The organism is Streptomyces sp. KM273126, from assembly GCF_004337435.2.
Lineage (GTDB): Bacteria > Actinomycetota > Actinomycetes > Streptomycetales > Streptomycetaceae > Streptomyces > Streptomyces acidicola.
In genome coordinates, this window is the sequence record NZ_SJXB02000001.1 from 2,915,367 (window position 1) to 2,940,341 (window position 24,975).

The 24,975-nt window shown below is 70.1% G+C and carries 22 protein-coding genes and 1 pseudogene; 15 read left to right on the forward strand and 8 right to left on the reverse strand.

Annotated elements, in window-relative coordinates; genetic code table 11:
• Positions 1–17 precede the first annotated feature (17 nt).
• Positions 18–866 carry an alpha/beta fold hydrolase gene (locus E0500_RS12545; RefSeq protein WP_131564370.1) on the forward strand — a complete coding sequence of 283 codons (849 nt, stop codon included), beginning with the start codon at positions 18–20 and terminating at the stop codon, positions 864–866.
• Here the strand turns inward: E0500_RS12545 and E0500_RS12550 are convergent.
• Entirely contained in the window at positions 863–1,102 is a 240-nt protein-coding gene (locus E0500_RS12550; RefSeq protein WP_131564368.1) for a DUF397 domain-containing protein, read from the reverse strand. The two genes, E0500_RS12545 and E0500_RS12550, sit on opposite strands and share 4 nt — an antisense overlap.
• A complete protein-coding gene (locus E0500_RS12555) occupies positions 1,099–1,962 on the reverse strand; it encodes a helix-turn-helix transcriptional regulator (RefSeq protein ID WP_131564366.1) in 864 nt (287 codons plus the stop codon). Before E0500_RS12555 ends, E0500_RS12550 begins: the two co-directional genes overlap by 4 nt.
• A gap of 132 nt (positions 1,963–2,094) precedes the next feature.
• On the opposite strand from E0500_RS12555, the gene E0500_RS12560 reads away from it, so the two are divergent.
• Entirely contained in the window at positions 2,095–2,556 is a 462-nt protein-coding gene (locus E0500_RS12560) for an ATP-binding protein (protein WP_131564364.1), read from the forward strand.
• A 10-nt stretch (positions 2,557–2,566) separates the two neighbouring features.
• Here E0500_RS12560 and E0500_RS12565 read toward each other — a convergent pair whose 3' ends face one another.
• Positions 2,567–5,419: a LuxR family transcriptional regulator gene (locus E0500_RS12565; protein WP_258572757.1), complete on the reverse strand. Its 2,853-nt coding sequence runs from the start codon at positions 5,417–5,419 to the stop codon at positions 2,567–2,569.
• 322 nt (positions 5,420–5,741) lie between these two features.
• Here E0500_RS12565 and E0500_RS12570 point away from each other — a divergent pair, with 322 nt between their 5' ends.
• Positions 5,742–6,641 (forward strand): hypothetical protein, encoded by a 900-nt coding sequence (locus E0500_RS12570; protein ID WP_131564360.1) that lies wholly within the window; start codon positions 5,742–5,744, stop codon positions 6,639–6,641.
• Between the two features lie 336 nt (positions 6,642–6,977).
• Here the strand turns inward: E0500_RS12570 and E0500_RS12575 are convergent, their stop codons facing one another.
• Positions 6,978–7,181, reverse strand: a complete 204-nt coding sequence (locus E0500_RS12575; RefSeq protein ID WP_028805073.1) for a cold-shock protein — start codon at positions 7,179–7,181, stop codon at positions 6,978–6,980.
• 361 nt (positions 7,182–7,542) lie between these two features.
• Between E0500_RS12575 and E0500_RS12580 the strand changes: the two genes are divergently transcribed.
• The 5 genes and pseudogenes from E0500_RS12580 to E0500_RS12600 all read left to right on the forward strand — a co-directional run bounded on the left by E0500_RS12580 (position 7,543) and on the right by E0500_RS12600 (position 13,215).
• Entirely contained in the window at positions 7,543–8,391 is an 849-nt protein-coding gene (locus E0500_RS12580) for a menaquinone biosynthetic enzyme MqnA/MqnD family protein (RefSeq protein WP_131564358.1), read from the forward strand.
• A gap of 252 nt (positions 8,392–8,643) precedes the next feature.
• A pseudogene (locus E0500_RS12585) lies at positions 8,644–10,472 on the forward strand (serine/threonine-protein kinase).
• Between the two features lie 36 nt (positions 10,473–10,508).
• Entirely contained in the window at positions 10,509–11,369 is an 861-nt protein-coding gene (locus tag E0500_RS12590) for an A24 family peptidase (RefSeq protein WP_131572219.1), read from the forward strand.
• A 174-nt stretch (positions 11,370–11,543) separates the two neighbouring features.
• Positions 11,544–12,758: a cyclic dehypoxanthinyl futalosine synthase gene (mqnC, locus tag E0500_RS12595; protein ID WP_131572218.1), complete on the forward strand. Its 1,215-nt coding sequence runs from the start codon at positions 11,544–11,546 to the stop codon at positions 12,756–12,758.
• 7 nt (positions 12,759–12,765) lie between these two features.
• Positions 12,766–13,215, forward strand: a complete 450-nt coding sequence (locus E0500_RS12600; RefSeq protein ID WP_131572217.1) for an imidazolonepropionase-like domain-containing protein — start codon at positions 12,766–12,768, stop codon at positions 13,213–13,215.
• Positions 13,216–13,572: 357 nt separating this feature from the next.
• Here the strand turns inward: E0500_RS12600 and E0500_RS12605 are convergent, their stop codons facing one another.
• Positions 13,573–14,622, reverse strand: coding sequence for a chitinase (locus E0500_RS12605; RefSeq protein ID WP_131565023.1), 1,050 nt, complete (start codon positions 14,620–14,622; stop codon positions 13,573–13,575).
• Between the two features lie 405 nt (positions 14,623–15,027).
• On the opposite strand from E0500_RS12605, the gene E0500_RS12610 reads away from it, so the two are divergent.
• Positions 15,028–15,723, forward strand: a complete 696-nt coding sequence (locus tag E0500_RS12610; RefSeq protein WP_131565021.1) for a demethylmenaquinone methyltransferase — start codon at positions 15,028–15,030, stop codon at positions 15,721–15,723.
• A 67-nt stretch (positions 15,724–15,790) separates the two neighbouring features.
• On the opposite strand, the gene E0500_RS12615 is transcribed toward E0500_RS12610, so the two are convergent.
• Both E0500_RS12615 and E0500_RS12620 read right to left on the reverse strand, forming a co-directional pair.
• Positions 15,791–16,123: a PASTA domain-containing protein gene (locus tag E0500_RS12615; RefSeq protein WP_131565019.1), complete on the reverse strand. Its 333-nt coding sequence runs from the start codon at positions 16,121–16,123 to the stop codon at positions 15,791–15,793.
• A gap of 104 nt (positions 16,124–16,227) precedes the next feature.
• Entirely contained in the window at positions 16,228–16,737 is a 510-nt protein-coding gene (locus E0500_RS12620; protein WP_131565016.1) for a GNAT family N-acetyltransferase, read from the reverse strand.
• Between the two features lie 168 nt (positions 16,738–16,905).
• Here E0500_RS12620 and E0500_RS12625 point away from each other — a divergent pair, with 168 nt between their 5' ends.
• Together E0500_RS12625 and E0500_RS12630 are read left to right on the forward strand one after the other, a co-directional pair.
• Positions 16,906–18,216 carry a geranylgeranyl reductase family protein gene (locus tag E0500_RS12625; RefSeq protein WP_131565014.1) on the forward strand — a complete coding sequence of 437 codons (1,311 nt, stop codon included), beginning with the start codon at positions 16,906–16,908 and terminating at the stop codon, positions 18,214–18,216.
• Between the two features lie 173 nt (positions 18,217–18,389).
• Positions 18,390–20,264: an FAD-dependent oxidoreductase gene (locus tag E0500_RS12630; protein ID WP_131565012.1), complete on the forward strand. Its 1,875-nt coding sequence runs from the start codon at positions 18,390–18,392 to the stop codon at positions 20,262–20,264.
• A 145-nt stretch (positions 20,265–20,409) separates the two neighbouring features.
• On the opposite strand, the gene E0500_RS12635 is transcribed toward E0500_RS12630, so the two are convergent.
• Complete coding sequence (locus E0500_RS12635; RefSeq protein WP_131565009.1) at positions 20,410–21,246, reverse strand: C40 family peptidase; 837 nt, start codon at positions 21,244–21,246, stop codon at positions 20,410–20,412.
• A 715-nt stretch (positions 21,247–21,961) separates the two neighbouring features.
• On the opposite strand from E0500_RS12635, the gene E0500_RS12640 reads away from it, so the two are divergent.
• From E0500_RS12640 to E0500_RS12655, 4 genes are read left to right on the forward strand one after another with little or no spacing between them, the layout of a single operon-like run.
• Positions 21,962–22,321 (forward strand): NADH-quinone oxidoreductase subunit A, encoded by a 360-nt coding sequence (locus E0500_RS12640; protein WP_007383963.1) that lies wholly within the window; start codon positions 21,962–21,964, stop codon positions 22,319–22,321.
• Between the two features lie 14 nt (positions 22,322–22,335).
• Entirely contained in the window at positions 22,336–22,890 is a 555-nt protein-coding gene (locus E0500_RS12645; protein ID WP_003998928.1) for an NADH-quinone oxidoreductase subunit B family protein, read from the forward strand.
• A complete protein-coding gene (locus E0500_RS12650) occupies positions 22,887–23,636 on the forward strand; it encodes an NADH-quinone oxidoreductase subunit C (protein ID WP_131565006.1) in 750 nt (249 codons plus the stop codon). Before E0500_RS12645 ends, E0500_RS12650 begins: the two co-directional genes overlap by 4 nt.
• Positions 23,633–24,964, forward strand: a complete 1,332-nt coding sequence (locus E0500_RS12655) for an NADH-quinone oxidoreductase subunit D (protein ID WP_131565004.1) — start codon at positions 23,633–23,635, stop codon at positions 24,962–24,964. The genes E0500_RS12650 and E0500_RS12655 overlap by 4 nt, the downstream gene beginning before the upstream one ends.
• Positions 24,965–24,975 lie beyond the last annotated feature (11 nt).

Sequence of the window (24,975 nt, forward strand, 5' to 3'; positions counted from 1 at the left end):
AAAGTGAGAGCAGGCAGATGCCACCGACCTTCGTACTGGTTCACGGAGCTTTCGCGAACTCCTTCTCCTTCGCACCTCTCCAGGCCGAACTCGGCCTCCTCGGACACCGTTCGGTCGCCGTCGACCTTCCGGGGCACGGGTTCGCCTCGACGTACCCGCGCGCCTATCAGGCGCCCCAGGATCTCGGAGGGCTCGCCACCGCGCCCGGGGCGATCAAGGGCGTCACGCTCGCCGACAACGCCGCGCACCTCATCGGGATACTGGAGCGGGCCAAGCGGAACGGGCCCGTCATCCTCGTCTCCCACAGTCGTGGCGGCATCACGGCCACCCGCGCAGCCAACCAGCGGCCCGACCTGATCGACCGCATCGTCTATGTCTCCGCCTGGTGCCCCGTCGACCTCGACGTCAGTGCCTACTACGCCGAGCCCGAGATGGCCACGGTCGACGCCGGAGGGATGGCATCGGCGATGGTCGGGAACCCTGCCGAACTCGGGCTGCTGCGCTGCAACTTCCGCACCGCCGATCCCGGCGTCCTCGCGGCCCTCAAGGCGGCCTTCCTCGCCGACGGGACGGACGACGAGTTCATGGTCTTCCTCAACACCTTCCAGTCCGACGAGAACCTCGACGTCGGCACACCCGACGACCGGGCACAGTCCGACACCTGGGGGCGAATCCCCAGGACGTACATCCGGCTGACCGAGGACGCGGGCGTGCCGCTCGCCATGCAGGACCGGATGATCCGCGAGGGCGACGCGCTGACGCCGGAGAACCCCTACGACGTCCGCACACTCACCAGCAGCCACCTGAAGTGGCTGGTCGACCCGGCACCGGCGGCCCGGGTTCTGGGCGAACTCGCCGCGTCCTAGGTCCTGCTTGCGAGGAAGGCCGACCAGGCGGTGGGGGAGAAGGTGAGGTGGGGGCCGGTGGGGTTCTTGGAGTCGCGGATGTGGATGGTTCGGGGGCAGGGGGATATCTCGACGCATTCGCCGCCCCCGCCGCTGCTGTACGTCGACTTGCGCCAGGTGTAGGCGGCTTCGAGGCATTCGCCGCCCTCGCCGCCGCTGTAGCTGGACTTGAACCAGTTGAGTTTCTCTGTGCTCATAGCTCCCCCAGCTTCTTTTCGATCAGGGCCCGGGACTCCATAGGGTTCAGGGCCATCGCGCGCATGATCCCATAGCGGTCAGCGATCTTGCGGACGTCCTCCGCATCGGTGATCAACCGTGGGTAGCCCTGGACTTCCGTGTACGCCACCTGCCCGTGGTGCCTGGGTGTCAGCAGGTTGAACGCACCGTCCATGTTCGGGTGTTCTGCGTGCTCGGTCGGTAGCACCTGGATCTCGACGTTCCGCATGCGGCTGATGCGCAGCAGTTGTTGCAACTGCCCCTCGTGCACAGCCCGACCTCCGATCGGCCGTTGCAACACCACTTCCTCTAGCACGTAACTGCACATTGGTGCCGGCCACTTGTCGAAGATTTGCTGACGCGCCAGCCGGTCGGCCACCCGCTTCTCGATGGTCTCCTCATCGAGCAGAGGTCGTCGGCGTGAGAACACAGCCCGCGCATAGTCGCCGGTCTGGAGGAGGCCCGGCACCCCCTGGTTGGCATAGAAGTGCAGCTCAACCGCCTCCGCCTCCAACCCCGCATAACTCCGATACCACTCCGGATGCCTCGTCCGCGCCTTCTTCATCGCCTCCTTGATCTCGGGGATCATCACCTTCAGCGCGTCCCCGGCGTTCAGCAACTCGTCCGCCTTCTCCAGGACTTCGGGGCGCGCGACCCGTACGCCCCGCTCCATCGCCGAGATCGCGTCGGGGCCGTAGCCGACCATCTCGCCCAGTTCCTTCTGGGTCACACCCGCCCGTTCCCGCAGCAGCCTCAGCAGCTTGCCCACCGCGGTGAACAGCCCCGTCGTTCCGTCGGCCTCGGCCGGAGTCTCCGGCCTCCGGTCCCGCTCGTCCGCCATGTCCCGTCCCGCCTTCACGTCCTCGTGGTCACGGTCGACGACCCGACGCATCGCTCAGCGCAGCCATACGGCTACGTAGCGTCCCGTGGTCGCCCCTGGTCAAGGTAGGGACAAACAGCCACGCTCAGTGACGTGAACTCACGAAACTCCACCTCCCGAGTCTCGGCGGCCGTCACCGCCGGGGCGAGTCCCGAATTCAGCCAGTTGCTCAGCTCCACGCGGCGCGGGGCCCGGCTCGCCAGGCGGTTCACCGTGCAGCAACTCCACCACTGGGGCGTCCCGTACGACAGTGACCTCAGTGACACCGCCGTCCACGTCGTCGCCGAACTCGCCGCCAACGCCGTCACTCACGGGCACGTGCCCGGACGTGACTTCCTGCTGCGGCTCGTCTTCCTCCAGGACGTCGGCAGGTTGCGTATCGAGGTGACCGACGCGTGCGGGGAACGGCGTCCGGAGGTTCGTCGAGGGGGCGAGGAGGACACATCCGGGCGCGGGCTCCTGCTCGTTGACGCCCTCGCCGTCGACTGGGGTGTCACCGAGCGCGCGCTCGGCAAGACCGTGTGGGCCGAACTCGCCCTCCCTGAATCACCCTGAACCGGCGCCCTCAGTCCACCAGGTCCGCCGCCGTCAGCAACCGCGTCAGATCCGTACGCGAGCGCACATGCAGCTTCCGGTAGATCCGCGTGAGGTGCGCCTCCACCGTCTTGCGTGACACGAACAACGACGCAGCGGCCTCCGTGTTGTTCAGCCCCCGCGCCACCGCCCGCGACACCTGGAACTCCTGCGGGGTGAGCTGGTCGAGGGCGCCGGACAGGTCGGTGGAGGAGGAGGCCGTGCTCGTCGGACCTGTCAACGTGCCGCCCGCAGCGGCCAGTTCGCCCGCCGCGCGGCGAGCCCAGGGGGCCGCGCCCAGGCGTTCGAAGCAGGCCAGCGCGGAGGCGAGCGGCGCGCGGGCCGCTGCCGGGCGGCGGAAACGGCGCAGCACCTCCGCCTCGCAGAGCAGGGTGCGGGCCCAGTCGAAGGGACCCGTCGTGCGCTGGTGGGCCTTGAGCGCCAGCTCGAAGTGCGCTTCGGCGTCCTCCGGTGACGACGCCAGCAGGCCCCGGCAGCGGGCCGCCGACGCTTCCGCGGACGCGAGTCCCGTCTCCCGCGCCCGTTCCTCCAGCCAGGTCACCACCTCGGCGGCCCGTGCCGTATCGCCCGCCCGCAGGTGCGCCTCCGCCAGGTCCGCCGCGAAGGGAACCACCTCCGGGTTGCCGATTCCCTGCTCCGTAGCCAGCGCCAACGTCTGCTCCAACTGGTCCGCCGCCGCGTCGTAATCCCCGTACGACAGGGCCGACAGACCGAGCACCGCCGTCATGTGGAACTCCTGGCAACCGATGCCGTACGCCCCGCACTCCCGCCTCGCGCGCGCCACATGGTCCTCGCACTCGCCCCGGTTGCCGCGCAACGCCTCCAGGCGTGCCAGGCAGTACAGCGTGTAGCTCACGCACGTCAGCTGGCCCAGTTCCTCGGCCCAGCGCAGGGACTCCGTCAAGTCGCCCCGGGCGGACGCCCATTGACCGATGCGGGTTTCGAGCTCTCCCCGGACCGCCAGCGTGAAGCCGAGGACCCCCACCGCGCTGTGGCGGCGGGCCGATTCCACGGCCGTGTTGAGGAGTCTGCGACCCCGTACGAACTCCTCCACCCGGCTCCAGGCCTGTCCCGCCATCGCGTACACCTGCTGGTCGCGGACCGGGTCGCCGGTGCCGTGGGCGTCGGCGGACTCCAGCATCTCGCGGCCCTTGGCCGTGCGGCCCGCCATGATGAGGGCGGCGCCGAGGACGGTCAGGCTGTACCAGCGTTCGGGTCCGGTCGGCGAGGCCAGGGACAGGGATTGCTCCGCGACCCGTACGGCTGCCGGGACGTGGCCGTCGAGCCGCGCCGGAGCCGTCGCCTCGGCGAGCAGGAGACACGCTCGGACCGGGTCGTGGCCGCGTACGGCGTCCGCCGCGTCGAGCAGGAGGCCGTACGCCCTTGCCGTCTCGCCCTTCCACGTGCACATACGGCCCAGCAGACCCTGGATGTCGGCGCGCATCGCCGGGTCGGGGGTGATGCGTAGGGCCTCCTCGCACCACGGGGGACCGGAGGGGGAGCCGCTCAGCAACGCGTCGGACGCGGCGCGGTGGAGGCGGGCGGCGCGGGCCGCCGGGTCGGGGGCGGGGGTCAGGTCGGCGGCGCGGCGCCAGGCCAGGGCCGATTCCGCGAACGCGCTGCGGCGGCGCGCCTCCTGCGCCGCCTCCTCCAGTGCCGCTGCGGCCTCCTCGTCCGGGCCCGCGCTCGCCGACGCGCGGTACCAGGCGTGCAGCGGACCCGTGCTCACCGCGGCCAGTGCGGTGAAGGCCGCGACACGGTGGGCCAGCGGGGCGCGGCCGAGGACCAGCGGGCGCAGCACCGGGTGGTGGAAGTCCAGGCCGTCGGAGGTGGCCGTGATCAGGCCGTCCACCTCGGCCGGGGAGAGGGCGTCGAGGGAGAGCCCGGCCGCCTCCAGCGCCTTGCGGAGGGGGCCGGCCGCCTTGGAACGGCTGGCGGCCAGGACGACCAGGGCGCGGCGGGCCGTCTCCGGCAGGCCGCCGATACGGGTCGCCCAGGCGCGTTCCAGGTGGTGGCCCAGGGACGGTGGGTTCAGCAACGGGGCTTCCCCACACGCCTGTTCGGGCGTCAGGCCTGCCGCTATCTCGCGGAGGGCCAGGGGGTTGCCGCCGCTGATCCGGACCAGTTCGGTGAGCACGGCCGGGGCGACCTCACGGTCCGCCTCCCGGAGCAGGGCCGCGCAGTCGTCGGGGGGCAGGCCGCCGACCTGGACCGCCGGGATGCTGCGGCGCGTGCCCGACTCGCCGTGGTCCTCTCGGGAGCACAGGGCGAGGGCGACCCGTTCGCTGGAGAGGCGGCGGGCGATGAAGAGCAGGACGCGCTGGGAGGAGGGGTCCACCCAGTGCAGGTCATCGACCAGGACGACCACGGGCCGCTCGTCGCCGAGGGCCGCGAGTACGTTCAGGGCGCCCATGCAGGCCGCGTACGGGTTGCTCGGGGCCTCCGCCGGGTCACCGCCCAGTGCCAGGCAGGACTCCAGGGCGGTGCGCTGGGCCCCGGGGAGTTCCCTGAAATAGGGCGAATAGGGCACCAGGAGATCGCCCAGCGTGGCGAACGGCAGGACGGTCTCGGTCTCGATGCCGCGGGCGCGGAGCACGGTTCTGCGTCCGCGGGCGCCCGCCCGGTCCGCGCGTTGTTCCGCCTGCTCGGCCCGCTCGGCCCGCTCAGCCTGCTCGGTCGCGTAGTCCAGCAGGGCGGTCTTGCCGATGCCCGGCTCGCCCCACAGCAACAGGGACGCCCCGCCGGCCCCGCCCGCCACCAACAGGTCGTCCACCAGCCGCCGTTCCCGCTCGCGGCCGACGAGTCCGGTCGCTCCCCCTCGCATGTGCCACCCCCTCGGCGCCCGTCCGTCTTCCATGATGCCCGGTGGGGTGTGGGCCAAGAAGACCGAAACACAGCCGGAGCGGCGCGTGGACGGGTTGTGAGGGTGGCCGGGTGTGGTGGGTTGTGGTGGGTCAGGTGTAGGGACTTCCCGGAAGCGCCCGGAGGCCCGGCGACCTTGAATGGAGTCCTGCGAGTCGTGGGGGCCCGCAGAACAGCACGACGGCACATGTACGACGGCACATGTACGCACACACATGTACGACGACACAGGCACGACGACGTCAACAGGGGAAAAGCAGGTCGCGGCACAAGGGGGACGGCCGATGCCGGCATCCGCGGGACCCGAACCACGGCTCGACTCCGTCGAGATCAGGGTGACGTTCTCGGGAGCGGACGCGGCCGCCGCGACCCTGGCGCTGGCGCCGGACCACGGGGGTGCCCGGCGCCACGTCTACTTCGGCGAGGCGCTCTCCCGCTCTCCGTACGGCCATCTTCCGAACGGCCGTGTTCCGTACGAGGGGGAAGCCTCCGCAAGCTCGCCGTACACCGGCGAGACCCTCGCCCGCTCCAGGGCGACGCCCGGACAACTGCCGCTGCTGGACGCGGGGGTGACACTGCGGCTACGGGCGTGGAGCGGGCGAGGCGTGGGCGGGGACGTCACGGCGGAGCTCCGGCCCTGCCGCAGGTCCCGGCTCAGCGAACGCTGGCTGGACTTCCGCGCCCAGGGGCCGGACTCCTTCCGCCTGGCCGCCGACTGGACGGGCGAACGCCGCGCGCTCGCTGCCTGCTTCGCCTCCGACTGCGGCCGTACGGCGGTGGAGGCGGTCACCTCGGGCAGCAAGCCCTTGGCCACGGCGTTCTCCGACCGGCAGCGCGCCTTCCTCGCCGAGTGCGCCGACGCGCCGATCGGCTTCGGGGACCTGGACATCCTCGGGCCCGTCCACACCGTCGACTGGACCGGCGTACGCCTTGATCACCACGAAGTGACCCTGGAGTACTGGACGCTGCCGGGCGACGAGGCCGATACGCCGCTGGAGTGGTTCGAGGTGTCCGAGCGCGTCGCGCCCGAGGGCGCCGAGGTCGTCCAGGCCTCCCTCACGGCCCTCCTGCACGGTCGCGGCCTCGAACCCGACCTGTCCCAGGGCACGCGCACCCGCCGGGTGCTGGAGACGCTGGCGGCGCGGGAGACGGCACGGCGGTACGGCGGGGGCCGGGCCCGCTGAGAGAGACCCGGTACCACCGAATGGCTGCCGAGTGGCGTACTCCCCGTGGCCGCACGCCGACGGCGGGTGTCTGACGGCGGGTGTCTGACGCGGGACTGCGATTTCACCCGGCTGACGGTCACCCGGCTGACGGTCACCCGGCCGTCGCGTACCGGATCAGCTCCGAGTACGGACCCTCCCCGACCCCGGAGCACTGCTGCCCCCCGCTCGTGGGGAAAAGGCAGGAGCCCCGCTGCCGGATGGCGCGGGGCTCCTTGGGTACTGCTATCAGGTCCGGATCAGAGCTCCGGGCTCACAGCTCTGGGCTGATGCCGCAGGGCTGGTGAAGCTGGAGGCTCAGATGGGGGTGACGTTCTCCGCCTGCGGGCCCTTCGGGCCCTGGGTCACGTCGAAGGAGACCGACTGGTTCTCCTCAAGGGAGCGGAAACCGCTCGCGTTGATCGCCGAGTAGTGAACGAAGACGTCGGGGCCTCCGCCTTCCTGGGCGATGAAGCCAAAGCCCTTTTCGGCGTTGAACCACTTCACGGTTCCGGTAGCCATAAGCCCTCCTTGGGCCCAAAGGGTTGCCCTGCTCCAGAACCTGCAAGTGTGAAAACTAGTTCTGCACAACTGCATACGTCTGAAAACGACGAGAGCCCGCGGTCACATGCTCCGCAGGCTCTGTACTGCAAGGAAACCAAACTGCAACTTGCGGCGAGCCTAGCACGCAGGCAGCCGAAAGCAATAGAGGGCAAGATCACGTCACCCGAATGTTTGAACGCCCGCGAAAGTGGGGTTGACGGTGCGCGTGTGGCGAGGGGGACCCGTGTGACCCGAATCGGGGGCCTTTCGGGGGGCTTGTGCCGCGCCGGGGAGCCACCCTGGAGGGTGCACGGTACCCCATGAGGGCTAGCCTCGCGATGTGGACAATTCTCGCACCCGGCCGCGCGTCGGCCACATCCAGTTCCTGAACTGCCTGCCCCTGTACTGGGGGCTCGCGCGGACCGGAACGCTCCTCGACTTCGAGCTCACCAAGGACACCCCGGAGAAGCTCAGCGAGAAGCTGGTGCAGGGCGATCTCGACATCGGGCCCATCACGCTCGTCGAGTTCCTCAAGCACACGGACGACCTGGTCGCGTTCCCCGACATCGCGGTCGGCTGCGACGGCCCGGTGATGTCCTGCGTGATCGTCTCCCAGGTGCCCCTGGACCAGCTGGACGGCGCCCGTGTCGCGCTCGGCTCGACCTCGCGCACGTCCGTACGGCTCGCGCAGCTGCTGCTCGCCGAACAGGTGGGCGTCCGCCCGTCCTACTACGTCTGCCCGCCCGACCTCCCCCTGATGATGCAGGAGGCCGAGGCCGCCGTGCTCATCGGCGACGCGGCGCTGCGGGCCAACCTGCACGAGGGGCCGAAGTTCGGGCTCGACGTGCACGACCTGGGCTCCCTGTGGAAGGAGTGGACGGGCCTGCCGTTCGTCTTCGCGGTCTGGGCGGCCCGGCGCGATTACCTGGAGCGCGAGCCCGACGTCACCCGTAAAGTGCACGAGGCGTTCCTCGCGTCCCGTGACCTCTCCCTCGACGAGGTCGGAAAGGTCGCGGAACAGGCGGCCCGCTGGGAAGCCTTCGACGAGGAGGTCCTGGAGAGGTACTTCACCACTCTCGACTTCCGTTTCGGCGGCCCGCAACTGGAAGCGGTGAGCGAGTTCGCGAGGCGGGTGGGCCCGACGACGGGGTTCCCGTCGGATGTGCGAGTACAACTATTGACGCCATAACGGAGTCCTGATAATGGAGTCCTGCTCTAAGGGCAACTGAATTCTTCGCGAATTCGGGGTGGGTGCCTTGGGGTAATTGCCGTAATGGCGCGTAAGGGAGTGAGGGCGGCCGGCCGGGTGGCGCGTGGATGTCCGCGGTGCGTCGCCGGCGCCTGGGGGCGCCCGCGCTGCCAAGGGGCGCGTCACACTGGCTGCTGGGCAACCGGGAGCACGTGGAGTACGGGGAGTACGGACGGGGGAGGGGCGGACACCATGCAACCGCAGCCGTTGGAGGCCGGTGAACCCACGGCAGTGGGGCCGTACCGGCTGCTGGGCCGGCTCGGCTCGGGCGGGATGGGCCGCGTCTACCTGGGCCGCAGTGCGGGCGGCCGTACCGTCGCCGTCAAGATCGTCCACCCGCACTTCGCACTGGACGAGGAGTTCCGGGCGCGGTTCCGCCGCGAGGTGGACGCCGCGCGCCGGGTGGGCGGCGCATGGACGGCTCCCGTCCTGGACGCGGACCCGGAGGCCCCGGTTCCGTGGGTGGCGACGGCGTACGCGGCCGGTCCCTCGCTGGCGGGCGCCGTCGCCGACGCCGGGCCGCTCCCGGCCCACTCCGTACGTGTCCTGGGCGCGGGCCTCGCGGAGGCACTGACCGCAGTGCACGCCCTGGGGCTGGTCCACCGGGACGTGAAGCCGTCCAACGTGCTGCTGACCGTGGACGGCCCGCTCCTCATCGACTTCGGTATCGCCCGCGCCACGGACGGCACGGCGTCCCTCACGTCCACCGGCGTCTCGATCGGCTCGCCCGGCTACATGTCGCCCGAGCAGATCCTCGGCAAGGGGGTCACGGGCGCGGCGGACGTCTTCTCGCTGGGCGCGGTCCTGGGGTACGCGGCGACGGGTGAGTCACCCTTCCCCGGGGACTCGTCGGCGGCACTGCTCTACAAGGTCGTCCACGAGGAGCCGGAACTCGGCTCCCTGGAGGGCGAGTTGCGGGAGCTGGTGCAGCACTGCCTGACGAAGGAGCCGTCCGGCCGCCCGAGCCTGGAGGAGGTGGCCCGCGCCCTGGCGCCCGAGGGCGCGGCCCGGCTCGTGGCCGCGGGCTGGCTGCCGGGTCCGCTGGTGGAACAGGTCAGCCGGAGCGCCGTACAGCTGCTGAACCTGGAGGCGACGGAGGGGCCGGCGTCCGGGCCGGTGGGGTTCAGCAACCCTTCGGTGGGGTCGGTGGGGTCGGTGGGGTCGGGTGGCGGTCCGGGAGCGGCCCAGGGGCGGGCGGTCATCCGACGACGGCTCCCGGCGCGGCGCACTCCACGGCGGGTGCGACCGGTGCGGCGGGTGGGACCGCTGCGGACGGTGCCCAAGTTCCCCCTGCCGCCTTCGGGGTGTTCGGGCCGCCGCCCGTCATGCCGTCGGACCCGGTCGCCGCCGTACCCGAGCCGAGACTCGGGGACGCGGCTGCGGCGGCGGCCCCGGGCAGGGTGTCGGTCAGCGTGGCCGCGACCTCCGCGCCCGGTGCGAACGGGCGGGGCCGGAAGGTGAGTTGCACGGTCGCCCTCGCGGTCGCGGGTGCGTTCGCCGCGGTCGCGGTGGGGATGGTGTCCGCGCTCGGGTTTCTGGACGGTGACAGCGGCGGTACCGACACCGCGAGCGGCGGCGACCAGGCGAGTTCGCCGGCGGCGACCCCGAGCGCCTCCGAGGAACTCCCGGGCAACCCCGGGGACGGCTCCGAGGACGGGGCGGGAGAAGGAGCGGTTCCGGAGAAGTACCTCGGGACGTGGGAGGGCGACGCCTACGCCCTGAGCGGGAAGCTGCCCGCGGGCACGTTCCGCGTGACCCTTCAACAGGCCGCTGTGGGTAAGAAGCTGGGCACCTTCCGCTCCACCGACCCCATCGGCGGTGTCTGTGACGACGTGCTCGTGCTGAAGAAGGTCACGAAGAAGCAGATCACCGCCACCAGCATCGCCGACGAGGACAACCCCGGCGTATGCACGACGGGCGAGCACGAGGTGCGCCTCACCCCGGTCGGGGGAGAGCTCCAGTACGAGTCGGACAACGCGGACGCCGGAGACCCCACGGCCCGGATGGCGAAGGTCAAGTAGCAAGTAGCCCTGCTGAGAAGGAATTAGGCTGGCCGCGTGGATCTCGACCTCTGGGCGGCCGTCGCCGCTGCCGTATGGGGTGCGGCCGTCGGTGTGCTGGTGCCGCGGGCCGCGTACCGGCTGTCGGTCGAGCCGGAGGAGGCGTGGCGGGACGCCTGCCCGGCCGGGCACCCGATCAGGGGCCTGGCGCGCGGCTGGCTCGGGCGGGCCCGGTGCGGGGCGTGCGGGTCCTGCGGGGCGGCCGTTCCCGCCGACGCGGGGAGTACGGGGAGTACGGGGAGTGTGGGGCACGCGGGGAGCGCTGACACAGGCGCGTCAGGCGCGACAGGCGTGTCAGGTGCGTCAGGCGCGTCGTACGGCCCGAGCACGCCCGTCGTCGCGCTGGTGACCGCCCTCGTGTGCGTGGCCCTCGCGCTGGCCACCGGTACGCGGCCCGAGCTGGCCGTCTGGCTGCTGCTCGCGCCGGTGGGCGTGCTGCTCACTCTGGTGGACCTGCGCGTGCAGCGGCTGCCGGACCCGCTGACGCTGCCGCTCGCCGGCACGGCGCTCGTGCTGCTGGGGGCGGCGGCGCTGCTGCCGGAACACGCGGGGGAATGGCGTACGGCGCTGTTCGGGGCCCTCGCGCTCGGCGGGTTCTACTTCCTCTTCTTCCTCATCAGACCGATCGCCCTCGGCTTCGGCGATGTGAAGCTGGCGCTCGGGCTCGGGGCGGTGCTCGGCTGGTACGGGTGGGGGGCGCTGTTCCTGGGCACGTTCGCCGGGTCCGTCTTCGGGAGCGTGCACGTGACAGCACTCGTCCTGCTACGGCGCGCCGAGCGCAGGGCGCCGGTCGCGCTGGGCCCGTACATGATCGCGGGGGCGTTCGCGGGGGTGCTGCTGGAGGCGTACGCGGCCTGACGGGCGGTTCGGCGCGGGGCGTCCGCAGCCGTCCCCACGGCCGTCCGCAGCGTCCACGGCCGTCCGTAGCCGTTCCGCAGCCGTCCACGGCCTGGCGTCGGGCGGTCGTGGCCCCTGGCGTAGGCTGGTTCGGTCCGTCCACACCCTTGCGAAGCTTTACGAAAGGGACGCCCGGTGACCGAGAACGCCGACCTCACGTCGATTGATGTCACAGCCGTCCTTGACCGTGCCGCCGCGGGTGGGCGGATCACTCCCGAGGAGGCGCTCGTCCTCTACCGCGACGCGCCGCTGCACGCGCTGGGCGCCGCCGCGGACGCCGTACGGCGACGGAGGTACGCGGGCGTCGAGCACATCGCGACGTACATCATCGAGCGGAACATCAACTACACAAATGTCTGCGTGACGGCGTGCAAGTTCTGCGCGTTCTACGCGGCGCCGAAGGACACGGCCAAGGGCTGGACCCGGGACCTGGACGACATCCTGCGCCGCTGCGCCGAGACCGTCGAACTCGGCGGCACCCAGATCATGTTCCAGGGCGGGCACCACCCGGACTACGGCGTCGAGTACTACGAGAAGCACTTCGCCGCCATCAAGAAGGAGTTCCCGCAGCTGGTCATCCACTCCCTCGGCGCGTCCGAGGTCGAGCACATGGCCCGCATCTCGAAGGTGAGCGTGGAGGAGGCCATCCAGCGCATCCACGCGGCCGGTCTGGACTCCTTCGCGGGCGCGGGCGCCGAGTTGCTGCCCGCCCGGCCCCGCAAGGCCATCGCCCCGCTGAAGGAGAGCGGCGAGCGCTGGCTGGAGATCATGGAGACCGCGCACAACCTGGGTGTGGAGTCCACGTCGACGATGCTCATGGGCACCGGCGAGACGAACGCCGAGCGTATCGAGCACCTGCGGATGATCCGTGACGTACAGGACCGGACGGGCGGTTTCCGGGCCTTCATCCCGTACACGTACCAGCCGGAGAACAACCACCTCAAGGGCCGTACGCAGGCCACGCTCTTCGAGTACCTGCGGATGATCGCCATCGCACGGCTCTTCATGGACAACATCGCCCACATCCAGGGCTCCTGGCTGACGACGGGCAAGGAGATCGGCCAGCTGTCGCTCCACTACGGTGCGGACGACCTCGGCTCGATCATGCTGGAGGAGAACGTGGTGTCGTCGGCCGGCGCCAAGCACCGCTCCAACCGGCAGGAGATCATCGACCTGATCCGCAAGGCCGGCCGGGTCCCCGCCCAGCGCACCACCACGTACGAGCACATCGTCGTCCACGACGACCCGGCGAACGACCCCGTCGACGAGCGGGTGGCCTCGCACATCTCGTCGACGGCGATCGAGGGCGGCACGGCCCACCCCGAGCTGAAGCTGCTGGCGTCCAACTGAGGTACGTGTGCTGACGATTCACGCCGCGGACGAGGTGCGGTGCGCCTGGGACGACCCCCAGCCGGTCAGGGACGGTGCCGTCGCCGTGGAGGGCGACCGGGTCGCCGCCGTGGGGACGCTGGCGGAGGTTCAGGAGCGGTTCCCGGGTGCCCGCGTACGCCACTGGCCCGGCGTCCTGGGGCCCGCCCGCGTCCATGAGGGCCCGCTTCCGGACGCCCCTACGCCGCGTGAACGCGTTCACCTGGTGCTCAAGTCGGGCGCGGTCGCGGTGCTGGCCGAGTACGCCGGCGCGGCCGAACTGCGGGCTGCGGCCGAGCGGAACGATGTGGTGGTGCTGTCTGGTGTCCGTCCGGCGGTCATCGTGCGGGGTGGCCGTGCGGATCTCGCGGTGCTCGACGGGACGGGGGCGTGTGTTGCGACGGTGTGCGCGGGCCGCTTGGTACACCGACGTCGCTGATGTCCGTTGACGTCCGCTGGCGCCCGCTGTCGTCCGACGACGTTCCTCGCCCCCGCCGCCCCTTCCCGTCCCATCCCAGGGGCTTCGCCCCTCAGCCCCCGCCAAGGGGCTGCGCCCCTGGACCCCGGGGTTTGGGGCTGCGCCCCGGCCGCATCTTTCGGGGTTCCCCAGGTCCCTCTTCGGAGCTCCGCCCCGGACCCCGTTTCGGGGGCCAGCCCCCGTACCCCCGCTCCTCAAACGCCGGAGGGGCTGGAATGTGCGGCCGGGGCTGGATTGCGGCCGATGCGGGGGTCTGGGGCGGCAGCCACCAGGTAAGGGACGGGAATGGGTAGGGGCGGCGGGGGCGGGACAAGGGCCTCAGCCCGAGAGCACCTCCGCGAACGCCCCCTCCTCCTGCTCGACACCGCTGCAGTCGTTGCGCGCGGCACCCGACGACGAGTCATCGCGCCCGCACTGCCGATCGCGGAAGGCGGCCCACATGGACACCCAGCCGATGCCCTTCTCCTCGGCGAACTCCCGCACCTGAGCCCCGTCATCGACCGTGAACGTCTCCTCGTCGACATCGTTCTGCCCGATCATCGACGTGAGCGCCATACCCCGCCACGCCGCGGAGTCCGAAAGATCGAAGATGTCGGCGAGCTGGTCGTGCGTCGCCTCGGCGGACTGCTCCGCGTAGTCGCCCATGTCACCGTCGTACGAACTGCCGTAGTTCATGGTCATGATGTTGACCGTGGAGACCTGAACGGAGTTGTCGTTCGCCGACTCCAGCAGCGCCACGCCGTCGTCGCCGAGACCGGAGGGCATGACGGGCAGGGTGAAGGACACGGACAGGTCCTGGCGGTCCTTCTGGAGCAGGGCTATCGCCTTGGAGCGCAGGTCCACCGAGTCGGAGTCCTTCAGCGCGTCCCCCTCGATGTCGAAGTCGGCCTCGCGCGCCCCGGCCGCGTCGAGCGCCTCCCCGTACGCCTCCGCCAACTCCGACGCGCTGTCGCAGGACTGGGCCAGCTCCGTCCCCGCCGCCCCGCCGAAGGACACCCGTACGGTCGCCCCCGAGCCCGTCAGCGCCGTGATGCGGGCCTTGACCGCGGAGTCGCCGATCGCCTTCGAGCCGTCCCACATCGGCGTGCAGTCACTGCCGTCCGCGAGCACGAACGCCAGGTTGTACGCCGACGCCGACCCCGCCGAGTCCAGCCCGGACGCGGTCGTGGCGCTCACATAGGGCGCGTACCCCGTCGTCGACTCCCCGGCAGGGCCGGTACTGCTCGGTTTCGGCGGCTGGGCCTGTGCCGTGGACCTGCCACCGTTGTCGCCGTCACCCGAACCTGAACCCGAACCCGAGGAGCAGCCCGCACACGCCAGTGCCACCAGGCAGAACAGTCCGGCAACAGGTTTCAGGAAACTCCGCATCGGCATATGACCCGCCCTGAATCTCGTTCGTGATGTCTGTCTCATCGCGGAAACAAAGCGCGTTTCCATGTTGGAAATGAATCACACGTGGCCGTGCCTCATAAAGATCATCGAAGTGCGGGAGGTTCACGGGAAAGTCGGGAGCAAGCGGACAAGCCCGGCTCAGAAACCGGGAGGTACGGGTCATAAGCATCTCTCCACCCGCACACAGATGTTCTGGGATTCTCCAAGGAAAGGCACAGTTAAAGGCGTTTTCATGGGGTGCCTCACAAGGGAGGCCGGGAATTGGGCACATAAAGCCTGCCTGATATCCCGGGGTATTGCGCCGGGGCGCGCGGGGTGGGCCTGGGCGCGCGGGGTGGGCCGGGCGCGGGTGCGTCCGGCCCGTGCTGCCAGAATGGCCCTGTGACCCGCGCATCCCTGGACAAGCAGCCGCACGAAGTCGCCTCGATGTTCGACGACGTGGCGGAACGGTACGACCTGACCAACGACGTGCTGTCCCTCGGGCAGGCCCGGCTGTGGCGCAAGGAGGTCGCCAAGGCCGTCGACGCGCGGCCCGCGCAGAAGGTCCTGGACCTCGCCGCCGGCACCGCCACCTCGTCGCTGCCGTTCGCGCGGACGGGTGCCTACGTCGTGCCGTGCGACTTCTCGCTCGGGATGCTCCGCGTCGGCAAGCAGCGGCACTCCTGGCTGCCGTTCACGGCGGGCGACGCGACGAAACTCCCCTTCAAGGACGACACCTTCGACGCGGTGACGATCTCGTTCGGGCTGCGGAACGTCCAGGACACGGATGCCGCGCTGCGCGAGATGTACCGGGTGACCAGGCCTGGCGGCCGGGTGGTGATCTGCGAGTTCTCGCACCCCACGTGGGCGCCGTTCCGCACCGTCTACACCGAGTACCTGATGCGCGCGCTCCCTCCGGCGGCGCGGGCGGTGTCGTCCAGCCCCGACGCGTACGTGTACCTCGCCGAGTCCATCCGCGCGTGGCCGGACCAGCAGGCGCTGGCCGGGCGCCTGGGGAAGGCGGGCTGGGGGAAGGTGGCGTGGCGGAACCTGACCGGTGGGGTCGTGGCGTTGCACAGGGGCTTCAAGCAGGCGTGACCGCGTCCGCGCGGCACTATCGGAGCAGCCGCACTACCGGAGCAGCCGCACTACCGGAGCGCCGGCACTACCGCAGCACCGGGAACGGATCCCCCGGTGCGTCCAGCTCCCGCTGCAGGCCACCGGGAGGCGGCCCACTCCGCCGGGGTTCCCGCACGCCCCCGCCCCCCTCACCCTCACCGAAGTCGAACCACACGGTGACCACGGCCCCGCGAGGAACCTCCGTCCCGGGCTGCGGATACTGCCGTACGACGTAGTCGACGACGGCGAGATGGAATTCGGGGCGATCGGGCGCGGCGAGCAGCACACCACGTGCCTGGGCCGTCTCACGCGCGTCCACGGCCATCAGACCGACGAGCCGCGGCACGCGCACTTCAGGTGTCTTGGGTGTTATGCGCACAGATGTCACCCCCAGCGGTACTGGCAGGGTAACCGCGAGGGGTGTCCGTCGGAAGCCGTCGGTGTCTATCTGTAACCAAATCTGTAGCTATTGACTACATAGGGTTACAGGTTGAGTCGGTATTGGTGTCCGAGGGCCTTCGTGGTGGGCGTCGTGAAGAGCTCTTCCAGCTCCATGCCCAGGCGCTGGGTCACGGCGATTGAGCGCTTGTTCTCGGCGAGGACCATGGCGACGACGGTCGGGACGCCCGCCCGGCGCACGCGGTCGAGGGTCTCCCGGGCCGCCGCGGTGACGTATCCCTTGCCCCAGTGGGATCGTGCCAGCCGCCAGCCGATCTCGATCTCGCCCACCGGGCCGAAGCTCTCATGCGGCCACGGCTGGGCGCCCGTGAAGCCGATGACCTGGTCGTCCGCGTCGAGCATGGTCCAGAAGCAGAAGCCGTGCTCGGCGTCGTGGCGGCGCTGGCGGGCGGTGAACTCCTCGTAGAAGGACACCTCGGCGGACCTGCCCCCGTGGAACTCCATGACCTCGGGGTTGTCGAAGGCCCGGTGCCAGGCGATGGCGTCCTCGTCGGTGGGGACACGCAACCGTACGTCGGGGAGAGCTCTGTTCACAGGGGCAGCCCTTCAGCCAGGTGATCGGTACCGCTGAATAGACTGCCCATGTCCAGTGCCCGTCAGCACGCTGTTTTCGAGTCTTCGCGGTCCCGGTCTCGGTCTCGTTCCGAGTCGTCGCGGTCTCGGACTGCGCACGCTGATTTCGAGACTCGGGGAGAACCCGCCGTGACCGAGCCCCAGCCCCTTACCGAACACACCGCCGATGTGATCGTCGTCGGGGCCGGACCAGCCGGTTCCACCACCGCGTACCACCTCGCCAAGGCCGGACTGGACGTCCTGCTGCTGGAGAAGACCGCCTTCCCGCGCGAGAAGGTGTGCGGCGACGGTCTGACGCCCCGCGCGACGAAGCAGTTGGTGTCGATGGGCATCGACATCTCCGAGGAGGCCGGCTGGCTCCGCAACAAGGGGCTGCGCATCATCGGCGGCGGCGTCCGCCTCCAGCTCGACTGGCCGGATCTCGCCGCGTACCCGAACTACGGACTGGTCCGCAAGCGCGACGACTTCGACGAGCAACTGGCCCGGCAGGCCCAGAAGGCGGGCGCGCGACTGTACGAGCGCTGCAACGTCGGCGCCCCGATCATCGACGACCGCACCGGCCGCATCAAGGGCGTACACGCCAAGCTCGGCGACGCCGAGTCGGGTTCGAAGGAGAAGCGGGACGTCACGTTCCACGCGCCGCTGGTCGTGGCGGCGGACGGCAACTCCACCCGCCTGTCCCTCGCGATGGGCCTGCACCGCCGTGAGGACCGCCCCATGGGCGTCGCGGTCCGCACGTACTTCACCTCGCCGCGCCACGACGACGACTACCTGGAGTCCTGGCTGGAGCTGTGGGACCGCCGCGGTCCCGGAGAGGACCGTCTGCTCCCCGGCTACGGCTGGATCTTCGGCATGGGTGACGGCACGTCGAACGTCGGTCTGGGCGTCCTGAACACCTCGTCCTCCTTCAAGGAACTGGACTGGCGCGAGGTTCTCAAGGCCTGGTGCGCCTCGATGCCCGAGGAGTGGGGCTACACCCCGGACAACATGACCGGCCCGATCCGCGGTGCCGCCCTTCCGATGGCCTTCAACCGCCAGCCCCACTACACCAAGGGCCTGCTGCTGGTCGGCGACGCGGGCGGCCTCGTCAACCCCTTCAACGGTGAGGGCATCGCCTACGCCATGGAGTCCGGCCAGATCGCCGCGGACGTCATTGTCCAGGCCCACGCCCGGTCGACCCCCGGCCAGCGCGAACTCGCCCTGCGGAGCTACCCCCGCATCCTGAAGGACACCTACGGCGGCTACTACACGCTCGGCCGCGCCTTCGTGAAGCTCATCGGCAACCCGAAGGTCATGAAGCTGGCGACCGAACGCGGCCTCACCCACCCCCTGCTGATGAAGTTCACCCTGAAGCTCCTGGCCAACCTCACCGACCCGACGGGCGGCGACGCGATGGACCGCATCATCAACGGCCTGAGCAAGGTGGCCCCGAAGGCCTGAGCGCGGCGACGGCGTGCGAGGGCTCCGACCCACTCACCGGGGCCCTTCGCACGGCCGGAGGGTGCTCGCCCGATGGCCGTCGTGGGTCGGTTGGTCCGGGCGGTGTGAGGATGCTGTGGGTGACCCGGCGGTGACCTTCCGTTCCATCGGGCGGCTCCCTACCTTCCGTATGCATGACAACAGAGCGCACGGACCAACCACCGGAGCCCCCCGCTCCCACTCGTAGACGCTTCCTCGCAGGCGCCGGAGCCGCGGCCACCGTCGGCACGGTCACTGTCGGCGCTGCCACCGCCGGCACTGCCACAGGCGCCCTCGCCTTGTGGCAGGCCGGACCGGCGGCCGCCGCTCCCGCCGAGCGCGCCGCCGGCAAACACGTCGCCGTCCTCGGCGGCGGGGTCTCCGGCCTCAGCGCCGCCCAGGAACTCGCCGAACGCGGCTACGCCGTCACCGTCTACGAGTACTACGACGTCCTCGGCGGCAAGGCCCGCTCGATGGACGTGCCGGGCACCGGCGAGGGCGGCCGCAGGCCCCTTCCCGGCGAACACGGGTTCCGCTTCTTCCCCGGCTTCTACCGGAACCTGCCGGACACCATGCGCCGCATCCCCGTCCCCGGCAACGCCGACGGCGTCCGCGGCAACCTCCGCAGCGGCACCGAGGCACTCTTCCCCCGCGCCGATGGCCGCCCCGACCTGCACTTCCCGCTGCGCCGCGCCACCACCCCGCCCGCGCCCGGCGACATCACCGTGTCCTGGATACGCGACCAGATCCTGTCGGTCCTCGACCTGGGCACCCGCCTGCCCGCCCACGAGGCCGCGTACTTCGCGAACCGTCTCCTCGTCCATCTCACCAGCTGTGACGCCCGCCGCGAGGGCGAGTGGGAGAAGACCAGCTGGTGGGAGTTCATCCGCGCGGGACAGATGAGCGAGGAGTACCGGACCGTCCTCGGCATCGGCCAGACCCGCAACCTCGTCGCCACCCGCGCCGAGGTCGCCTCCACCCGTACGGTCGGCCGCGTCATCATCGAGGCACTGCTGCTGTGGGGCCTGCTCGGCCGCGGCATGGACGGCGACGCCGACATCGACCGTGTCCTCAACGCCCCCACCAGCGAAGCCTGGATCGATCCCTGGGCCGGCCATCTGCGCTCCCTGGGCGTCGAGTTCGTCATGAGCACCCAGGTGCGGGAGGTGCTGTACTCCGACGGCCGCGTCACCGGCGTACGCGTCCTGGACCGGGACAGGGGCACCGAACGCACCACCACGGCCGACCACTACGTCTCCGCCCTGCCCGTCGAGCACGCCCGCACCACCTGGGGCCCGGCCCTGCGCGCCGCCGACCCGCAGCTCGCCCGGTGCGACGCGCTTCAGGCGGACTGGATGGTCGGCGTGATGTTCTATCTGCGCACCCCCACCCCGGTCGTCCACGGCCACATCAACTGCCTCGACTCACCCTGGTCGGTCACCGGCATCGGGCAGGCCCAGTTCTGGGACGTACGGGACTTTCCGGCGGACTACGGCGACGGGCGCGCCCGCGACTGTCTCTCCGTGATCATCTCGGAGTGGGACAAGCCGGGGATTCTCTACGGCAAGACGGCCCGGGAGTGCACGAGGGAGGAAGTGGTCGCCGAGTGCTGGGCACAGCTGAAGGACGCCCTGAACGACTCCGGCAAGACCACGCTCACCGACGACGACCGCCTCGGCTGGTTCATGGACCCCGCGGTGACCGGCCTCGGCGGCCCCGACCCGCAGAACCGGGAGCAACTCCTCATCCACCCGACGGGAACGCTCTACAACCGGCCCACGGCGCGTACAGCCGTACCGAACTTCTTCCTCGCCGGCGACTACGTCCGCACCGATGTCGACCTGGCCACCATGGAGGGCGCCAACGAGTCGGCGCGCCGGGCCGTCAACGCGCTGCTGGACGTGGACCGTTCGGACGCCGAGCGGTGTGAGATCTGGGAGCTCTACCGGCCCCCGGAGATGGAACCCCTCAAGCGCGTCGACGAACTGCGCCACCGGCTCGGCCTGCCGAACACGTTCGACCTGGGCTGAGGGGCGGTGTCGCGGCATGACTCCCCGCGGCATGACTTCCTGCGGAGTGCCTCCCCGCGGCACGACTCGCACAGCGCGAGGACCACCGCCCCGAGGCGGCAGCGGCAGCCCTCACTCCGTACGAGGTACTCGGACAGCGGGCGGGTCAGAGAACCCGCACCGCACCCGTCGCCGGGTAGCCGGACAGGTCCTGGATCACGACGCCCTTGGAGGGGTTGGCCGCGTCGAGGTACTGGCCGTTCCCGATGTAGGTGCCCACGTGGTACGCCGAGCCCTTCGCACCCCAGTACAGGATGTCGCCGACCTGAAGGTTGGACAGCGAGACGTCGGTGCCGACCGTCGACTGGTCCTGCGAGACCCGGGGGAGGTCCACGCCGACCTGCTTGTAGGCGGCCTGCATGAGCGAGGAGCAGTCCCACGCGTTGGGGCCCGAGGCACCCAGGACGTAGGCGTCGCCCAGCTGCGCCTTGAGGAAGCTGACGACCGTCGCGACACTGCCGCTGGCCGGGGCGGACGCCGAGGTCGACGTCGAGGCCGAGCTCGCCTTCGAGGTCAGGGTGGCCCGCTCGGCGGCGCGCGTGGCAGCGCGCTCGGCGGCTGCCCGCCGCTCGGCCTCGGCCTTCTTCTTGGCCTCCGCCTTCGCTTCCTTGAGGTCCGCCGCGGCCTGCTCGGCGGCCTTGGCGGTGGCAGCGTCACGCTCGGCCTGCAGCTCGTAGTTCGCGGCGGTCTGCTGCATGGCGTCCGCGGACTGCGCGACCTGGGAGGCCACGTCGGCCGTGAGCGTGGGCAGTTCGATCGTCTGGGTCACGGGCTCCGCGGCGTACGCCGACGCGGACGCACCGGCCACTGCCACGCTGCCGAGAATGCCGCCGGCGACCCCGGCACGCATCGCCATCGTCGAGGCGTTGCTGCGGGGCTTCCGGTGGCTGCGTATGTGAGCGGTGTGGGACATGGGTACAAGCGGTACCAGGGGCTCCTCCATACCTACAAGGAACGTGTGGTCCGCCACAGTTGTTCAATCTGCCCCCAAATCCGGGGGTGGGTCGCTCCTTATTGATGCCGTAACGGGCAATGCGGACACCATCACTCAAGCCTGTGATCACGGGCTTTCGTCGATACGTCCGAATTGCTCTCCGCCTACCACTGGTTGCGGCGGGTGGCCAAGCCCGGTTCCTTGGTGTGCCTCGCGAGTGTGACGCAGGTCACGGAGTGGTGATCGTGACGGCCGTGCCACGCGCAGGTGAATTCGGGTCGCGGGAGCTCGTGAATGCGTGCACGCGTCCACATTCGTCGCTGCCTCTCCCGTGGATGTGAACGCGCCCCTCTATCAAGCCCCGATGTCCAGGGCCAATTTGCATGCAACGGAAGCATCTTGATATGGAGACGCACCGCGTGACCAGGGGTTACGATCGAAAATGTCACTTCTGGTGATCGCTCTGACGCTTCGGGTGTGAAGATCACTGCTCATCCGACTTCATGATCGTTCGTCAGGTGGTGAAGATCACAAAGTCCTTGCTTACCCCCGTGTCGCAGATCACAGACCGGCGGGCATAGGATGCGGGGCAGTTGGGCTTGTGACCTGCTTCACATGTTCGCGATCTTCGCCGGGACGAGCGGGGCTCGTGGGACTGGTGAGGCAGGTGGTGGGTCCAACGCAACCGCCAGCAGTCAGTGCCGACTGAGAGGAGCGAGGAGCGGTGAACGCGTATGCGCCCATCCTCGTACTGGGAGCCCTCGGGGCAGGCTTTGCGATCTTCTCCGTGGTCATGGCCACGCTGATCGGTCCGAAGCGTTACAACCGGGCGAAGCTTGAGGCCTACGAGTGCGGTATCGAGCCGACCCCCACGCCGGCCGGCGGCGGGCGTTTCCCCATCAAGTACTACCTGACGGCGATGCTCTTCATCGTCTTCGACATCGAGATCGTCTTCCTCTACCCGTGGGCCGTCACCTTCGACGCCCTGGGTGTTTTCGGGCTCGTGGAGATGCTGCTCTTCGTGCTCACCGTCTTCGTCGCCTACGCGTACGTATGGCGGCGCGGCGGCCTGGAATGGGACTGAGGGGCCTTTCAATCATGGGACTCGAAGAAAAGCTGCCGAGCGGCTTCCTGCTGACCACCGTCGAGCAGGCCGCGGGCTGGGTGCGCAAGGCGTCCGTCTTCCCCGCCACCTTCGGCCTCGCCTGCTGCGCCATCGAGATGATGACCACGGGCGCGGGACGCTACGACCTGGCCCGATTCGGCATGGAGGTCTTCCGCGGCTCACCCCGCCAGGCGGACCTCATGATCGTCGCCGGACGGGTCAGCCAGAAGATGGCGCCGGTGCTGCGGCAGGTCTATGACCAGATGCCGAACCCCAAGTGGGTGATCTCCATGGGGGTCTGCGCGTCCTCGGGCGGCATGTTCAACAACTACGCCATCGTCCAGGGCGTCGACCACATCGTCCCGGTCGACATCTATCTCCCGGGCTGTCCGCCACGGCCCGAGATGCTGATGGACGCGATCCTCAAGCTCCACCAGAAGATCCAGACCTCCAAGCTCGGTGTGAACGCCGAGGAGGCGGCCCGCGAGGCCGAGGAGGCCGCGCTCAAGGCGCTCCCCACCATCGAGATGAAGGGGCTGCTGCGATGAGCGACGCGAACGGCAAGGGCACGAACGGGGTCAACCCCGAGAAGGACCTCGGCGCCTCCAACCTCCCCGGCCAGCGCGGCGAGGGCGGCGAGGAGATCCGCGTCCAGCGCGGCATGTTCGGCGCCGACAACGGCGGCGACACCTCCGGCTACGGCGGCCTGGTCCGCTCCATCCGGCTGCCCGGCCCGGCCACCCGCCCCTACGGCGGCTGGTTCGACGAGGTCGCCGACGAACTCGAGGGCGCCCTGGAGGAACAGGGACTCGTCCCCGAGAACGTCATCGACAAGACCGTCGTCGACCGCGACGAGCTCACGTTCCACGTCGAACGCGAGTACCTGCTCCGCGTCGCCCAGACCCTCCGCGACGACCCGGCGCTCCGCTTCGAGCTGTGCACCGGCGTCAGCGGCGTCCACTACCCGGGCGACAAGGGCCGCGAGCTGCACGCCGTCTACCACCTGCGCTCGATCACCCACAACCGGCTGATCCGCCTGGAAGTCTCCGCCCCCGACGCCGACCCGCACATCCCGTCGCTCGTCTCCGTCTACCCGACGAACGACTGGCACGAGCGCGAGACGTACGACTTCTTCGGCATCGTCTTCGACGGTCACCCGGCGCTGACGCGGATCATGATGCCGGACGACTGGCAGGGCTTCCCGCAGCGCAAGGACTACCCCCTCGGCGGCATCCCCGTCGAGTACAAGGGCGCCCAGATCCCGGCTCCGGACCAGCGGAGGTCGTACTCATGAGCACCTCGCACGCATCTGCCGCTTCGGCGCGCGAGACCACCGAAGGCACCGTCTACACGGTCACCGGCGGCGACTGGGACGAGGTCGTCGAGACCGCGGCCAAGGCCGACGACGAACGCCTGATCGTCAACATGGGCCCGCAGCACCCGTCCACCCACGGCGTGCTCCGGCTCATCCTGGAGATCGAGGGCGAGACCGTCACCGAGGCCCGCTGCGGCATCGGCTACCTCCACACCGGTATCGAGAAGAACCTCGAGTACCGGACCTGGACCCAGGGCACGACCTTCGTGACCCGCATGGACTACCTCACGCCGTTCTTCAACGAGACGGCGTACTGCCTCGCCGTCGAGAAGCTCCTCGGCATCGAGGACCAGGTCCCGGACCGCGCCACGATCATCCGCGTGCTCCTCATGGAGCTGAACCGCCTCTCCTCCCACCTGGTGTGCATCGCCACCGGCGGTATGGAGCTGGGCGCCACCACGATCATGATCTACGGGTTCCGGGACCGTGAACTGATCCTCGACATCTACGAGCTGATCACCGGCCTGCGGATGAACCACGCGTACATCCGGCCCGGAGGACTCGCCCAGGACCTGCCGCCGGGCGCGGTGGACCAGATCCGCGAGTTCGTGAAGAAGATGAAGAGGAACCTTCCCGAGTACGACAAGCTCGCCACCGGGAACCCCATCTTCAAGGCCCGCATGCAGGACGTCGGCTACCTCGACCTGGCCGGCTGCATGGCCCTCGGCGCCACCGGCCCGATCCTCCGCTCGGCGGGCCTGCCGCACGACCTGCGCAAGGCGCAGCCGTACTGCGGCTACGAGACGTACGACTTCGACGTCCCGACCGCCGACAGCTGCGACTCCTACGGGCGCTTCCTGATCCGCCTGGAGGAGATGCGCCAGTCGCTCAGGATCGTCGAGCAGTGCCTCGACCGGCTGGAGCCCGGCCCGGTCATGGTCGACGACAAGAAGATCGCGTGGCCCGCCCAGCTCGCCCTGGGACCGGACGGACTGGGCAACTCCCTGGACCACATCAAGAAGATCATGGGCACCTCCATGGAGGCCCTGATCCACCACTTCAAGCTGGTGACCGAGGGCTTCCGCGTCCCGCCGGGACAGGCGTACACGGCGGTCGAGTCACCCAAGGGCGAGCTCGGGGTGCACGTCGTGTCCGACGGAGGCACCCGCCCCTTCCGGGTCCACTTCAGGGACCCGTCCTTCACCAACCTGCAGGCCATGGCGGCGATGTGCGAGGGCGGCCAGGTCGCCGACGTCATCGTCGCCGTCGCGTCCATCGACCCCGTGATGGGAGGCGTCGACCGGTGACCACCACCCCC